Annotated in this window: 11 protein-coding genes, 1 tRNA gene and 1 rRNA gene; 10 read left to right on the top strand and 3 right to left on the bottom strand. The window is 31.7% G+C overall.

Annotated elements, in window-relative coordinates:
• Positions 1 to 92 precede the first annotated feature (92 nt).
• The 8 genes from ACYUEX_RS18170 to ACYUEX_RS18135 all read left to right on the top strand — a co-directional run bounded on the left by ACYUEX_RS18170 (position 93) and on the right by ACYUEX_RS18135 (position 10,349).
• A 23S ribosomal RNA gene (locus tag ACYUEX_RS18170) occupies positions 93 to 2,665 on the top strand.
• Positions 2,666 to 2,724: 59 nt separating this feature from the next.
• Positions 2,725 to 2,799: transfer RNA gene (locus tag ACYUEX_RS18165), tRNA-Asn, on the top strand.
• Positions 2,800 to 2,951: 152 nt separating this feature from the next.
• A complete protein-coding gene (locus ACYUEX_RS18160; RefSeq protein WP_460289408.1) occupies positions 2,952 to 3,983 on the top strand; it encodes a polysaccharide deacetylase family protein in 1,032 nt (343 codons plus the stop codon).
• A gap of 90 nt (positions 3,984 to 4,073) precedes the next feature.
• On the top strand, positions 4,074 to 4,748 hold the full coding sequence (locus tag ACYUEX_RS18155) for a response regulator transcription factor (protein WP_411169049.1): 675 nt from the start codon (positions 4,074 to 4,076) through the stop codon (positions 4,746 to 4,748).
• A 2-nt stretch (positions 4,749 to 4,750) separates the two neighbouring features.
• Entirely contained in the window at positions 4,751 to 6,139 is a 1,389-nt protein-coding gene (locus ACYUEX_RS18150) for a sensor histidine kinase (RefSeq protein WP_460289407.1), read from the top strand.
• Between the two features lies 1 nt (position 6,140).
• Complete coding sequence (locus ACYUEX_RS18145) at positions 6,141 to 7,613, top strand: hypothetical protein (protein ID WP_460289406.1); 1,473 nt, start codon at positions 6,141 to 6,143, stop codon at positions 7,611 to 7,613.
• Position 7,614: 1 nt separating this feature from the next.
• Complete coding sequence (locus ACYUEX_RS18140; protein ID WP_460289405.1) at positions 7,615 to 8,994, top strand: TldD/PmbA family protein; 1,380 nt, start codon at positions 7,615 to 7,617, stop codon at positions 8,992 to 8,994.
• Between the two features lie 11 nt (positions 8,995 to 9,005).
• A complete protein-coding gene (locus ACYUEX_RS18135) occupies positions 9,006 to 10,349 on the top strand; it encodes a TldD/PmbA family protein (protein WP_460289404.1) in 1,344 nt (447 codons plus the stop codon).
• A gap of 115 nt (positions 10,350 to 10,464) precedes the next feature.
• Here the strand turns inward: ACYUEX_RS18135 and ACYUEX_RS18130 are convergent, their stop codons facing one another.
• Positions 10,465 to 12,324: an LTA synthase family protein gene (locus ACYUEX_RS18130; RefSeq protein ID WP_460289403.1), complete on the bottom strand. Its 1,860-nt coding sequence runs from the start codon at positions 12,322 to 12,324 to the stop codon at positions 10,465 to 10,467.
• Positions 12,325 to 12,546: 222 nt separating this feature from the next.
• Here ACYUEX_RS18130 and ACYUEX_RS18125 point away from each other — a divergent pair, with 222 nt between their 5' ends.
• Positions 12,547 to 13,500, top strand: a complete 954-nt coding sequence (locus ACYUEX_RS18125) for an NAD(P)/FAD-dependent oxidoreductase (RefSeq protein ID WP_460289402.1) — start codon at positions 12,547 to 12,549, stop codon at positions 13,498 to 13,500.
• 20 nt (positions 13,501 to 13,520) lie between these two features.
• Here ACYUEX_RS18125 and ACYUEX_RS18120 read toward each other — a convergent pair whose 3' ends face one another.
• A complete protein-coding gene (locus ACYUEX_RS18120; RefSeq protein WP_411169042.1) occupies positions 13,521 to 14,108 on the bottom strand; it encodes a GDSL-type esterase/lipase family protein in 588 nt (195 codons plus the stop codon).
• Positions 14,109 to 14,122: 14 nt separating this feature from the next.
• Positions 14,123 to 14,761, bottom strand: a complete 639-nt coding sequence (locus ACYUEX_RS18115; protein ID WP_460289401.1) for a RusA family crossover junction endodeoxyribonuclease — start codon at positions 14,759 to 14,761, stop codon at positions 14,123 to 14,125.
• A gap of 226 nt (positions 14,762 to 14,987) precedes the next feature.
• On the opposite strand from ACYUEX_RS18115, the gene tsaD reads away from it, so the two are divergent.
• Positions 14,988 to 15,998, top strand: a complete 1,011-nt coding sequence (gene tsaD, locus ACYUEX_RS18110; RefSeq protein ID WP_411169040.1) for a tRNA (adenosine(37)-N6)-threonylcarbamoyltransferase complex transferase subunit TsaD — start codon at positions 14,988 to 14,990, stop codon at positions 15,996 to 15,998.
• Positions 15,999 to 16,012 lie beyond the last annotated feature (14 nt).

Raw genomic sequence — 16,012 nt, 5'->3', positions numbered from 1 at the left:
AAAAACAACTTTAATTAACAACGTTAATTGAGAAGTGACAACAAGCCAAAAATATTCTTTGTGAATAACTTTGTAATTTATAAAACCATAAAGGTCAAGCTACAAAGGGCACATGGTGAATGCCTTGGCATCAGGAGCCGATGAAGGACGTGATAAGCTGCGATAAGCTTCGGGTAGGCGCACATAGCCAGTGATCCGAAGATTTCCGAATGAGGGAACTCACATGGGAAACCCCATGTATTCTGTAGAGTTCTGATCCAGAGTACCACGAGACACGTGAAACCTTGTGGGAAGCAGGGAGGACCACCTCCCAAGGCTAAATACTACCTGATGACCGATAGTGAAGCAGTACCGTGAGGGAAAGGTGAAAAGAACCCCGGGAGGGGAGTGAAATAGAACCTGAAACCGTGTGCCTACAACCGGTCAAAGCCCCTTATGAGGGTGATGACGTGCTTTTTGTAGAACGAGCCAACGAGTTACGGTATGTAGCAAGGTTAAGTACTTAAGGTACGGAGCCGAAGGGAAACCGAGTCTTAATAGGGCGACTAGTTGCATGCCGTAGACCCGAAACCGGGTGACCTATCCATGGCCAGGTTGAAGCGGGGGTAAAACCCCGTGGAGGACCGAACCACGTTGCTGTTGAAAAAGCATGGGATGAGCTGTGGATAGCGGAGAAATTCCAATCGAACTCGGAGATAGCTGGTTCTCCTCGAAATAGCTTTAGGGCTAGCGTCGGATATGAGTAATGGAGGTAGAGCACTGAATGGGCTAGGGGGCATATCGCTTACCGAACCTTATCAAACTCCGAATGCCATATACTATKAGTCCGGCAGTCAGACTGCGAATGATAAGATCCGTAGTCAAAAGGGAAAAAGCCCAGATCGTCAGCTAAGGTCCCAAAGTGTAAGTTAAGTGGTAAAGGATGTGGGATTTCTAAGACAACTAGGATGTTGGCTTAGAAGCAGCCACTCATTTAAAGAGTGCGTAATAGCTCACTAGTCGAGAGATCCTGCGCCGAAAATGTCCGGGGCTCAAACTTACCACCGAAGCTACGGGTTCAAGTTTAACTTGAGCGGTAGAGGAGCGTCGTAATCGGGCTGAAGTCGTACCGTAAGGAGCGGTGGACTGATTACGAGTGAGAATGTTGGCATTAGTAGCGAGATGTAAGTGAGAATCTTACAGGCCGAAAATCTAAGGTTTCCTGGGGAAGGCTCGTCCGCCCAGGGTTAGTCGGGACCTAAGCCGAGGCCGAAAGGCGTAGGTGATGGACAATTGGTTGATATTCCAATACCACTATTATCGTTATTATCGATGGTGTGACGGAGAAGGATAGGATGTGCTAGCGATTGGAAATGCTAGTCTAAGCATTTAGGGAGTTAAGACAGGAAAATCCGTCTTAACAATTCTGAGGTGTGATGGGGAAGGCCAATTTGGCCGAAGTATCTGATTCCATGCTTCCAAGAAAAGCATCTAGAGAGAGAAGTAGTGCCCGTACCGCAAACCGACACAGGTAGATGAGGAGAGAATCCTAAGGCCATCGGAAGAATTGCAGTTAAGGAACTAGGCAAATTGACCCCGTAAGTTCGCGAGAAGGGGTGCCTGCGAGAGCAGGCCGCAGAGAATAGGCCCAAGCAACTGTTTAGCAAAAACACAGGTCTCTGCTAAAGCGTAAGCTGATGTATAGGGGCTGACGCCTGCCCGGTGCTGGAAGGTTAAGGGGAACACTTAGCGCAAGCGAAGGTGTGAACTTAAGCCCCAGTAAACGGCGGCCGTAACTATAACGGTCCTAAGGTAGCGAAATTCCTTGTCAGGTAAGTTCTGACCCGCACGAATGGCGTAATGACTTGGGCACTGTCTCAACTGCAAATCCGGCGAAGTTGTAGTGCGAGTGAAGATGCTCGCTACCCGCGATTGGACGGAAAGACCCCGTAGAGCTTTACTGTAGCTTAGCATTGAGTTTCGATATTGTCTGTACAGGATAGGTGGGAGACTGAGAAGCTAGGGCGTCAGCCTTAGTGGAGTCATCCTTGGGATACCACCCTGACAGTATTGGGATTCTAACCGGRCGCCATGAATCTGGTGACGGGACATTGTTAGGTGGGCAGTTTGACTGGGGCGGTCGCCTCCAAAAAAGTAACGGAGGCGCCCAAAGGTTCCCTCAGAACGGTCGGAAATCGTTCGAAGAGTGCAAAGGCAGAAGGGAGCCTGACTGCGACACCCACAAGTGGAGCAGGGACGAAAGTCGGGCTTAGTGATCCGGTGGTACCTCGTGGGAGGGCCATCGCTCAACGGATAAAAGCTACCTCGGGGATAACAGGCTGATCTCCCCCAAGAGTCCACATCGACGGGGAGGTTTGGCACCTCGATGTCGGCTCGTCGCATCCTGGGGCTGTAGTAGGTCCCAAGGGTTGGGCTGTTCGCCCATTAAAGCGGCACGCGAGCTGGGTTCAGAACGTCGTGAGACAGTTCGGTCCCTATCCGTCGCGGGCGTAGGAAATTTGAGAGGAGCTGTCCTTAGTACGAGACGTGAAGCCCCCCTCAAGATGAGATTTCCCATAGCATAAGCTAGTAAGACCCCTTGAAGAACACAAGGTTGATAGGTCAGAGGTGTAAGTGTGGTAACATATTTAGCTGACTGATACTAATAGGTCGAGGGCTTGACCAATAATTAAAGATTTTGGCTCTAATTCATGTGCAATTTTCAGGGAACAAACTCTGAATTATTCCGTGGTAGCTCAATGGTGGAGCACTCGGCTGTTAACCGATAGGTTGGAGGTTCGAATCCTCTCCACGGAGCCATTTTAATTTTAAGAGTTTTATAAGAGTAGATTTAAATCTATTGTTATAAAACTCTTTTTTGATGTGGTTAATTGGAAAAAATGTAACTTTTTTGTAACTTTTAGTTAACGAATTGTAATGACTTGTAGAAAAAAATTATATATAATTAAATTATGGGACAAGCAATATCTAAAAAAAGAGAAAGAGTGGGTTTTATGGCTAATAGAAGTAGAGTAATGAGAAAGAAAAGATTTATTATATTTACAGTTGTCTTAATAGCATCTATATTTGCATTATCATTGATTTTTTATGAACTAAAGGAAAATATTTTTTATATAAAGGCAGAGACTTTAGGCAGCAATGTTGAAAATTCTAACGATAAGAAAAATGAAGAAAATGATATAGATTCTGAAAATACTAAACATTCTGACGAACAAACAGATAATATAGTTAATGCTGAGGAAGTTGAAAGTGAAGATTTAAATACTTTAGATAATTCAGGTTATCTGCCACTAGATAAGGATCCAAATGCAGATGATGCTTCAGTAGTTCTCCCTAAAACTATGTATGAATGGAATTTTTATAGAGAAGATGGAAGAAAAATTGCGTATCTTACTTTTGATGATGGACCTTCTAAACATGCAACTGAAAAAATTTTGGATATATTAGCAGCAAATAATGTAAAGGCTACATTTTTTACATTAGGCAGTTCAATTGAGCATAATAATCAAGCAGCAGATATATTAAAAAGGATTGCTAGGGAAGGGCATTCTATAGGAAGTCATGGATATTCACATGATTATTCTATACTTTATCCTAACAGAACAGTAAATGTAGATGCTTTTATAAATGACTTTGAAAAAAATGATAGAATATTGAAGGAAATATTGGGAAAAGATTTTAATACAAGATTAATAAGAATGCCTGGTGGACATGCTAGCTGGAACGGAACAGCAGCATTGGATGAAGTATTGACTAAAAAAGGAATTTATCAAACGGATTGGAATTCATTAAATGGAGATGCAGAAAGTAAGGATTTTTCAACGGAGCATCTATTGAACAAATTAAAGGAAACTGTTGGGGATAAAGATGTAGCAATTGTATTAATGCACGATACTGATGCTAAAAAAGGAACAGTTCATTATTTACAAAGTGCTATAGATTATTTAAAATCAGAAGGATTTGAGTTTAGAACCTTGAAATAAAAAAGGGACGGATATCCGTCTCTTATTTGCATATATAAGAGTATAAATCATTAAAAAAGTTAATAATATTATATATTTAGGGGGAATAAGATGAGTAAAATATTACTAGTAGAAGATGAAGAAAGTATAAGAGGATTTTTAAAAATAAATTTACAAAGAAACAATTTAGATGTAATTGAAGCTAAAAGTGGTGAAGAGGGTCTGAAACTTGCAGCTATAGAAAAGCCTGCAATTGCAGTTTTAGATGTTATGTTACCAGGAATAGATGGCTTTAAAGTATGCAATAAATTAAGAAATGATTTTCCTGACATTGGAATAATAATGCTAACAGCAAAAGGTCAAGATATGGATAAGATTATGGGATTAGAATACGGGGCAGATGATTATATTGTAAAACCCTTTAATCCATTAGAGGTTGTTTTAAGAATAAAAGCATTGATGAGAAGGCTTGGAAATGAGAAAAAGGAAAAGTTGCAATTAGGAGCATTTTTAATAGATATGTATTCTCAGAAGGTTTTAAAGGACAATATAGAAGTAGATGTAACTCCAAAAGAATATTTGTTAATGAAGATATTTTTAGAGAATCCTAATAAAGCTTTCACTAGAGATGAGCTATTAGATTTAGTTTGGGGAAAAAACTATTTTGGAGATGCAAAAATAATAGATGTTAATATTAGAAGGTTAAGGGCAAAAATAGAAGAAAATCCTTCAGAACCTAGATATATAGAAACTATATGGGGCATAGGATATAGGTGGAAGTCATAAGAATGAAGAGTATAAAGAATGAGTTACTAAAAGGAATATTTATAATTATTTTTTCAACTGTTATGTTTTTAAATATTTTACTAATGATATTTATTCGAAAATATTATTATGATAATACTGAAGATCTATTAAAAAATAGAATACAAGTATCTATAAACTTTTATACTAAGTATTTTTCTTCAAAGTCATTAGCTGAAACTATTTATGATAATGTTGATACTTTTTGGAATGATAATAATGCCCAAGTTGAAATTTTTGATTCAGAAGGTAATTTATTAATGGATTCTATTGGAATTAATGATAGTAAGTTAATCAATACACCTGATATAACTAAAGCTATTAAAGGTGAAGCAGCTAGGTGGATAGGAAAAGTTGATTATTATGATAGTAAAGTTATGGCAGTATCATATCCATTAATTATAGATGGAGAAATAATAGGTGTAATTAGATTTATAACTTCATTAGAAGCTATAGATATGGTAATAACTAATATAATCCTTATATTTTTTGCTATATCAATCGTTGTTTTAATATTGGGAATAGTATTAAGTATATTACTATCAAATAGTATAATCAATCCAATTAAATATTTAAATAAAGTTGCAGAAAAAATGGGGAGTGGAAATTTAGGAATTAGAAGTAATCTTAATAGTGAAAATGAAATTGGACAATTATCAAATACTTTAAACTTCATGGCAAATGAGATAGAAAAAAGAGAACAATTAAAAAATGAATTTATATCTTCTGTGTCCCATGAATTAAGAACACCGTTAACAGCTATAAAAGGTTGGACCATAACCCTAAATAATGATGAAACTGATAAAGAAACGTTAAAGTTAGGTTTTGAAATAATAGAAAAAGAAACGGATAGGTTATCCTCAATGGTAGAAGATTTATTAGATTTTTCTAGATTAATAAATGAAAAAATAACGTTAGACTTAAAAAGTATAAATATAATTGAGTTCATGAATCATATAGAATCTTTTATAAAACCTAGAGCAAAAAGAGAAGGTATAAATTTAAAATTTGTAACAGAAGCTGAAGGTTGTATGTGTGTAGATAGTAATAGATTGAAACAAGTATTCATTAATTTGTTAGATAACTCATTTAAATTTACTGAAGAAGAAGGTAGTATAATTTTTACAACGATAAAAATTAATGATAAAATAAAATTTATAATAGAAGACAATGGTTGTGGAATATCTGATGAAGACTTACCTAGAGTAAAAGAAAAATTTTTTAAAGGAAAGAATTCTAAATCTCAAAGTGGCATAGGATTATCAATTTGTGATGAGATAATAAAATTGCATAAAGGTATATTTAATATATATAGTAAATTAGGAATAGGTACAAAGATTGAAATTATTATTCCAATAAGTAAGGAGCAATAGTATGAAAAAATTTTTATTTATATTTGTTATACTAATACTTACTATGAGTATAGGTTGTAGCAAAGTAAGTGGAAAAGATACACAGGCAATAAAAGCTCCTGATAATAATAATCTTAAAATAAAAGGAGTATGGAGTATAGAAGATATTAGTATACTAGATAATGAAATTGAAAATAAAGAAGAGATAATGAATTTAAAATCTTCTTTAATAAGTATAACAAACAATAAATTTTCTATACTTAATAAAGTGTATTCAAATCCAAAATACAAATTAAAAGTTGTTGATGAGACGTATGTTTTGTCATATGAATTAAATTTAAAATTAGGAGATGTATTAGAGGAAGAATCAAAACTAGATTTAATATCAATAATAGATTCTAATACAATTGTAGGAGACTTTATTTCAGTAGATGATGAAAATGGATATATATTTTATGATGGAATACTATTTAAATTAGTCAAAAAGGAGAGTAACCCAAAAGATATAGATTATGAAAATAATATGGTTGAGGCAGAGGTAATAAAAGAAGATTACAATAGCGATATAGGGGTTATGATAGCTTTAAAGACCCCTAGAAAAAAATTAGATAATGGTACCTTTACAGAAGAAAAATATAAAACATTGTGGATATCATTTAAGAATGATAAGCTACAACCTGTTTTAGAAAAGGAAAATATAATATTCCCAAGAATGAATGGAATATGGAGTATTAAAAGTAATTTAATTGAAAATAATGCTGAGCATATAGAATATTTTACTGCTGCACCTTTAGAAGGTAAGCAAGAAATAAAACTAGAAGCAAGTGAGCCTAAGGATGTATATAAAAATATAAACTTCATCTCAAATGATTATATTTCTATTGAAAAATATGAAGGAGATAATTTTCAAAACATATTTCCTATATATCAGACTATTCCTATAGATAATATAAATTCAAAGAAGGGACTTAATATTGAAGAAATATACTCAATTGAGGCTAAAGAAAAATATAAAAAAGATTTTAATTCAACTCTCGATACTTTGTCAGAAGAGAAGAGAAACAGTTTAAATAAAGATATAAATTACAGTAATTTTACTATAAAAAGAGTTGAAGGGAAATGGAGCTTAGTTGGAAATATTCCATCAATTAATACAGATTATAATGGAATAAGTTATAGAATATCTTTAAATCCAAGTAAGAAAATATTAAATTATGATACGCTATTAATTTCATGGAAGGATTTAAAATGGAAATTTCCTTTCATAAAGGATGCTTATACATCTCCAACTGGAAGGTTAGCTGTAATATTATCCAATAATAAATTATTGGTATATGAAATGGAAGATCGAGATGTAAAGGGTAGTCCATTAATAAGTATAGAATTAAATGAAGATGAAGAAGTAATAATGGCTGAGTGGGCTAGTGGTAGTTATGTAGATTCATGGGCAAAGGCATTTAAAGATGGAAAAGAGATAGGCATGGAGGAGGAGTAATATGTTATCAAAAAATATATTGTCTAGTGTTTTAGCTAGATGTTTAATAACAGGTGGAGATTTTGCAGAAATTTTTGAAGAAGATACAATAGATACTTCTATAAGTATTTTAAATGGAAAGGTAGAAAATTCTATATCGGGAAGAACTCATGGAATAGGTATAAGAATTTTTAAAGGTTTTAAAAGTGTTTATGCATACACTAATAATATTAGTTTAGATGCTTTATTAGATACAGCACAAAAAGCAGCATTAGCTCTTGGAGAGTTAAAAGAGGATATAAGTGTAGTGCTTAATGAAAAAACTATATATAATAATAATCCAATTATATATATTCCTTCTTCAATAAGTGCGCAAAAAAAGATAGAAGTTATGAAAATTGGATACAAAGCAGCAAAGGAATATCATGATGAAATAAAGCAAGTATCAGTGGGGTATTTAGATAAAGAACAAAATGTATTAATAGCTAATACAGAAGGTTTATATACAGAGGATAGAAGAGTTAGAACAAGACTTTCAATAAGCTCAGTAGCATCATTAAATGGAGAAAATCAAACTGGTTTTGAAGGACCAGGTGCACATAAAGGATTTGAGTTATTTAATGATATAGATCCAGAGTATTATGGTAAAGAAGCATCTAGAGTTGCTTATACAATGTTACATGCTAAGAATTGCCCAGCAGGTAAAATTCCTGTAGCAATAGATAATGGATTTGGTGGTGTAATATTCCACGAGGCTTGTGGACATTCTTTAGAGGCAACAGCTGTTGCAAAAGGAAACTCAGTATTTACAGATATGCTTGGTAAACAAATAGCATCAACAAAGGTGACTGCAATTGATGATGGAACTATACCTAATGCATGGGGGTCATTAAATATAGACGATGAAGGAAATAAAACTAGAAAAAATGTGTTAATAGAAAATGGTATATTAAAAGGATATTTAATTGATAAATTAAATGGAAGAAGAATGGGGATGGAGGCAACAGGAAGTTCAAGAAGACAAAATTATAAGTTTGCTCCTACTTCAAGAATGACAAACACATATATAGCAGCAGGAACTGATAACGAAGCTGAAATAATTAAATCAATATCAGATGGTTTATATGCAAAGAAAATGGGTGGAGGTTCAGTAAACCCAGTGACAGGAGAGTTTAACTTTGCAGTATCTGAAGGATATATTGTAAAAAATGGTGAAATACAAGAGCCAGTTAGAGGTGCAAGTTTAATTGGTAAAGGTAGCGAAGTATTAATGAATATAGATATGGTAGGCAAGAATTTAGAACAAGGTCAAGGTATGTGCGGATCAATTTCAGGAAGTATCCCAACTAATGTAGGTCAACCTATGATTAGAGTAAAAGAAATTACAGTAGGTGGAAGATAGGGGGAGTAGATGTGGAATTAAAAGTATTTATAAATAAATTATTTGAAGAAGCTAAAAACTCTGGCTTCAATGAATACGAAGTTTATTATGTAGATAGAGAAAGCTTAAGTATAAATGTATATAATGAAGAAGTGGAAAAATACAATTTAACTACCTCATATGGATTATCTTTTAGAGGAAAAATAAATGAAAAAATAGGATATTCATATACAGAAATACTAGATGAAGACGCAATAAAAATGCTTGTTAAAAATGCTAAAGAAAGCGCATTAGCTATTGAAAATGAAGATATACAATTTATTTATGAAGGAGATAAAGAGTATAAAGAGGTCAACACCTATTATAAGGCTTTAGAAAACCTTCCAGCAGATAAATTAATAGATTTAGCACTAAGTATGGAAAGAGAAGCAAAAAAATTAGACGATAGAGTAGTTAGCTTTGGAGGATGTGGAATAGGATATAACAAAGCAAAGTATGGAATAATTAATTCTAAAGGGTTAAATTTAGAGAATAAGTCTAATTTATTAAGCGCTTATGTAGTTCCGATAATAAAAGATGGAGAGAATATGCATGATGGAATAGGGTATATTACAGCTAAATCTTTAGATGAAGTAAACTCAAAAAAATTAGCTGATGATGGAGTTAATGAAGCATTATCAAAAGTTGGAGGTAAATCAGTCCCTTCAGGAAAATATAAAGTAATTATAAATAATGAAGCAATGGTTTCATTATTATCTACATTTGCAGGGGTGTTCAGTGGAGATGCAGCTCAAAAAGGTTTAAGCTTATTAAAAGGGAAAGAAGGAGAGATAATAGCAAGTAAAAAAGTAACTTTATTAGATGATCCTCACTTAGAAGATGGATTAGCATCAGTTCCATTTGATGATGAAGGGGTTTCAACAAAGAAAAAGGATATAATACATGAAGGAAAGCTTATTACTCTTTTGCATAATTTAAAGACAGCTAACAAAGGTAATACAAAGTCTACAGGTAATGGATTTAAAAATTCATATGGATCTCCAGTAGGAGTATCTCCAACTAATTTATACTTAAAGAATGGAGAAAAATCCTTTGATGAATTATTAAAAGAAGTAGGAGAAGGTTTAATAATAACGGACTTTGCAGGATTGCACTCAGGAGCAAATTCAATAACAGGAGATTTCTCACTAGCTGCAAAGGGGTTTTATATAAAGGATGGTAAAAAAGATTATCCAGTAGAACAAATTACAGTAGCAGGAAACTTCTTTAATCTTTTAAAGGACATAGAAGAAGTAGGAAATGACCTAAAGTTCCCTATGAGTAGTATAGGAAGCCCATCTGTTAAAATTAGTGAATTATCAGTAGCGGGAAAGTAATAAGAAAATAAGAAGTAATAACTAGAAGTAGAAGTTTTAGAAAATATATAAGAGCTTTTTAATATATAACAAAAGCGAAGGTATTATCCTTCGCTTTTGTTATATATAATTTTAATTATTTATTTTCTAAATAGTTGCTTCTTATCATTTTATCTGATAATTCAACTATATTTGTATACATTTCTTTTTCTTCATCAGTTAAATCTTCACCTATAACACTTTGGTTAGTAAGCACTGCAAATGACTTATTAGTATTTAATAGATTTCTACCCAAAGCAGTATTTATATATTTATCATTTGGTACGCCCATTAGGTATAGTAAAGTAGGCATAATATCAACTTGTCCACCTATAGTTTCAAAAGTCTTTGGTTCTTTAATATCCTTTGACCAAATTATAAAAGGTATAGTAGGATTTCCATTATCTGAATACCAATCTTCTTTATTAGTAAGCTTATCTATTGAATTGTTATAGTATTTATGAACACCAGTATGATCGCCTTCAATAACAACAACTGTATTATCTAGTAAACCTTCTTTATCTAGAAGCTCTAAGAATTTACCAATTTGAGTATCTGTGTACTTAACACTTTCAAAATATCCACCAAGTTCGTTTTGATCAAGCTCTGGATCTAAGTTTAGAACTCTTTTTTCTTTAGGTAAGTCAAAAGGTCCATGACTAGTTAATGTAACTGTAAATGCATAAAATGGATCCTTTAGATTTTTTAGCATTGGAGTAACTTGTCTAAAGTAGCTTTCATCAGATAGACCAAGACCGATTTCTTCATCTATATTAAATGAATAGTAATCAACAAAATGTTTAAATCCAATACCTGTTAATCCATTTACATAGTTCCAGAAAGAGCCCTTATCAGGATGAATTGCTATAGTTTCATAACCATCTTCCTCTAATAAAAGAGGTAATGAGTTGTACTTAGTTGAAGGATATCTAAAGAAAGTACTTCCTCTTCTTAATGGGAACATAGAAGTATTAATCATTAAATCTGAATCGGAGCTTGTACCTTCATTAACTTGCTCATACACATTAGGGAAGTACAATCCTGTTTTAATTAGTTCATCCATAACAGGAGTTATTTTTTGACCATTTGTTTCTTTTCCAATTATAAAGCTTTCTAAGGATTCAACTTGTATAACTAAAAGATTTTTGTCTTTAAATATCCCCTTATATTGATTATCAGGTAAATTTTCTTTTTGATTAAAGAATTCATCTATCTGAACTTTTTCATTTTTAGTTAGTTCATACGGCTTAGAATCCTTATAAACATTAACTACATCAAATATATGGTAACCTATAGATGAAAAGTATCTTGCAGTATTAGTTGGATCATAATTTGAAAATATATATCCATTTTTAACATCTTCATTTTTAAGTACATATAGATTAAAAGGAACGTATCCTATATATAAAATACTTGATAGTAATATAACTATAAAAGTAATAGGGGCTCTCCTTTTAACTTTTGTATAAGATTTTCTAGTAAAGAACACAAATATTCCAAGCACTATAAAATCAATAACTAATAAGAAATCCTTATTGCTAAACATTGAAGATATGGTACCACCCATATTATCTAAATTTGCTGTTTGAGTTAGTAATAAGGCTGAAGGCATTGTTAAGAAGCCTCTAAAATACCCTAAATCTAATAGTATTAGCAAAGTTATTATTAAATCTATAATAAATAGATATATAACTCGTCCTTTACCTTTAAATAGTAGTGAGAAACTAAGAAAAATTAAAGCAAAGGCATAATAATAATTAATAAATGGCTTTGCTGAATTATATCCAAGAGTAATATCCAAAGTATAAGGATCTTGATTGACTACAAATCCCTGGAACAAGATACCCTTAAAAATAATAGCTGTAAAGGGGATCAAAAATAGTATGGCTCTTATAATGGTATCAAAGCTAAGAGTACTGTAAAAATAGTTTTTTATTTTAACAAAAAAATTGTTCAATTTATCACCTCGTTTATATATAATGCTATGCTATTTATGTTTACAATAATTAAATTATATTATAGTAATTTTCATAAAGCAAATTACATTAATATTAATTTTTTAACCAATATAAAAACTAATTTCAATAACAGAGATAATTTTACAAAGTATATTATAACTTAAGAACATTATGTTATAATATTTATATGTTTTTATTTAACATTGATATGGAGGTTATATATGCTTCAATATGATTTAATTATAATTGGAGGGGGAGCATCAGGACTTTCAGCCGGAGTTTCTGCTCTACGAAATGGAATTAAGAAAGTTTTAATTTTAGAAAGAGAAAATGATTTAGGTGGAAATTTAAACTTATTTATACATATGGGCTTTGGAAGGTATTACTTAGAAAAAGATGTTACAGGACCGGAGTTAAGTAGCAAGCTTATTAAAGAATATAAGGCTTTAGGTGGTGTATATAAGGTAAATACAGAAGTACTAGAAGTAACAAAAAACAAGGTTATTTCCTATGTTAATCCACAAGACGGAATACAGGAGATAAAAACGAGCTCTATAATACTTGCTTCTGGGCGAAGAGAAAGGTTCACTGGAAATATAAATATGCCAGTTCATAAATATACAGGTATATTTACTTTAGCTTCAGCACATAGACTTATAAATTTACAAGGATTTTTACCAGGAAAAGAAATTGTTATAATAGGAAATAATAACTGGTCATTAATTATAGCAAGAAGGCTGTTAATAGAAGGAGCTAGAGTAAATGCTATTATAGATGATTCTAGGAATGGATTTTTAGATGAAAATGGGATTAAATTTATAGAAGGTTTTAATATAGATATAATAAAAAACTGTAATGTTCTTGAACTTTATGGCAATGAAAGAATAGAAAGTATAGACATAGAAAATTTAGAAGACGGAAGTATAAAAAATATAGGTTGTGATTCCTTAATATTAACAGTTGGATATTATCCCGAAATATCTTTTATGAAAAAAACAAATATATTATTAGAGGAAAATAATATACCATTAGTTAAAAATTATGAAACCTCTATAAACGGAATTTTTGCATGTGGTACACTTTTAACTGGAGATAAAGGTATATTAAATAGTGGAGAAAATGGTTATGAAGTTGGAAAAATAGTATCAGAGTATATAAAAAAATATATGTATTAAGGGATAAGGGGAATGAATTTTTAATATGCATTCCCCTTAATATTTAATGAATTTATAAATTCATTAAATATTAATAATTGCCCTTTAGCATTTAAATGGATTCCATCAATAAATATATCATTATGAGAATGGTTTAATGTAACAGTATAAAAATCAACATATTTAATATTATATTTATCGCAAAGTTCAATTATACAACATCTTAGTAAAGGAAGTTGTTTTTCGCAATAATCATACGTAGGAGAAGGCATAAATAAATTGTAAGCATCTTCTTTTAATATAGTAGGGGGAATGCCTATTATTATTTCTTTAGTTAAAGTTAATGCCTCCTTTATTATTAATTCTATATTTTCTAATACTGCATTTATTGGTCTATTGGAAAGAAAATCATTAGTTCCTCCCATAATGAAAATCTTTTGTGGTGAAAGGTAGAGGACATCTTCTGTAAATCTATTTAACATATCTGTAGTTGTATTTCCGTTTACACCTTTATTTATTATAGTCAGTGGTTCAATATTAATTAATTTTTCAACCCAATTAACATTCTTATTTACCCCATATCCATAAGTTAAACTATCTCCAATAAAGATAAAAGAATTTTTATTCAATTAAAAGTTCCTTTCTAAAACAATTTATTAAAACAAGTACGGCAAATTAATGTTTTACCACTATTAGCTTTAATAATATTGCTATCATTAATTTTTTTGCTACAAAATTCGCATATTAATATTTTAGTAGTATCGTCAGATTTAATACTAGAAGATTTAGAGTTAATATTTTTTGGTGTCTTAGATGCACCTTTTTTTATTGAAGAATAAATCTTTTTAAGACTAGTTTTTTTTCTGGGTAAAATCGAATAAGAAATTTCAAATTCACTTTCTCCAAAAAACTCTAATTCGAAACGTGGATTTTCTTTGTCGTAAAATTCCTCTGTAATAATTCTTCTTATTTGCGCATCATTAACTATGAGACCGCTTTTTTCAATCCCGTCAAAAATACTTTTAGTTATATTAGCAGTATCAGGATGCCTTTTTTCACTCTTATAATAAACTTTAAGAACAGCTATAAGTGACTCTTCTAGAACTATATCTGGATTTTGTATTCTGGAATAGTATGCAATTTCTTCTTCATAAAGTGCATACCTATCATGAGCTTTTCCAGTATTATAAGGAAGTATTGCTCTACCATCCTTATTATGTAATTTAAAATTAGATTTAGATATGGGTGAACCTGGTACAATTACTTTTGCATAAGAACTCATTATGAAAACTCCTTTAAAATAATATTAATATATCCTTAAAAATCCATTAATTCTAATAAAAAATAATGAATAATTTGTTTATTCAGTATATAATAAACAATGGTAATAATACGAAATAAGCTTTATTTTAATATACAATAATGAACTTATTTTAACAAGAAAACAAATATAAATATAAATTTGTAATATTTTAATATAAATATAATTAGATTAAGAGGTATTAGTTATGGAAAGTAAATTAATATTATCAATAGAATCAAGCTGTGATGAAACATCAGCAGCTGTAGTTAAAGATGGAAGAGAGGTACTATCTAACATAATAGCTTCTCAAATAGAAACCCATAAAAAATATGGAGGGGTAGTGCCAGAAGTTGCATCTAGAATGCATATAGAAGTAGTAAATGGTGTTGTAATGGAAGCATTACAAGAAGCAGGAGTAAGTTTAAATGATATAGATGCTATTGGAGTTACTTATGGGCCAGGATTAGTAGGAGCCTTATTAGTTGGACTACAATATGCTAAGGGGCTTGCATATGCAGCTAAAAAGCCTTTAGTTGGAGTAAATCATATAGAAGGCCATATTTGTGCTAACTATATAGAACATAAGGATTTAAAGCCGCCTTTCGTATCATTAGTAGTATCAGGAGGACATACATTTATAGTTCATGTTAAGAATTATGGTGAATATGACGTTATAGGGCAAACAAGGGATGATGCAGCTGGAGAAGCTTATGATAAAGTTGCAAGAGCTCTAGGATTAGGATATCCGGGAGGACCTAAAATAGATAAATTAGCTAAAGAAGGAAATGAAAATGCAATAGAATTTCCAAAAGCTAATTTTCATGATGAAACACTGGATTTTTCATTTAGTGGAGTAAAATCAGCTGTATTAAATTATTTAAATAAATGCAAAATGCAAAATATAGAAATAAATAAAGCTGATGTTGCCGCATCATTCCAAAAGGCTGTTGTTGATGTGTTAAAACAAAATGTATTAAAAACTTGTAAGAAAAAGAAGGTTAATAAAATTGCAATAGCTGGTGGTGTAGCATCAAACTCAGCACTTAGAGCATCTCTTATTAAGGCAGCAGAAGAAGAAGGGATAGACGTATTATTTCCTTCACCAATATTATGTACAGACAATGCAGCTATGATAGGTAGTGCAGCTTATTTTAATTTTATTAGAGGAGAAGATAGTTCTTTAGATATAAATGCAAAGCCAAATTTAAAGCTATAATCTATAAGGGGGAG

The sequence above is a fragment of the Clostridium sp. CTA-7 genome (assembly GCF_054768095.1).
This window is presented reverse-complemented; position numbering and strand designations above follow the sequence as displayed.

Coding starts and splice junctions, on each gene's coding strand:
- ACYUEX_RS18160 (WP_460289408.1), top strand. CDS start 2,952: ATGGGACAAGCAATATCTAAAAAAAGAGAAAGAGTGGGTTTTATGGCT.
- ACYUEX_RS18155 (WP_411169049.1), top strand. CDS start 4,074: ATGAGTAAAATATTACTAGTAGAAGATGAAGAAAGTATAAGAGGATTT.
- ACYUEX_RS18150 (WP_460289407.1), top strand. CDS start 4,751: ATGAAGAGTATAAAGAATGAGTTACTAAAAGGAATATTTATAATTATT.
- ACYUEX_RS18145 (WP_460289406.1), top strand. CDS start 6,141: ATGAAAAAATTTTTATTTATATTTGTTATACTAATACTTACTATGAGT.
- ACYUEX_RS18140 (WP_460289405.1), top strand. CDS start 7,615: ATGTTATCAAAAAATATATTGTCTAGTGTTTTAGCTAGATGTTTAATA.
- ACYUEX_RS18125 (WP_460289402.1), top strand. CDS start 12,547: ATGCTTCAATATGATTTAATTATAATTGGAGGGGGAGCATCAGGACTT.
- ACYUEX_RS18115 (WP_460289401.1), bottom strand. CDS start 14,761: ATGAGTTCTTATGCAAAAGTAATTGTACCAGGTTCACCCATATCTAAA.
- tsaD (WP_411169040.1), top strand. CDS start 14,988: ATGGAAAGTAAATTAATATTATCAATAGAATCAAGCTGTGATGAAACA.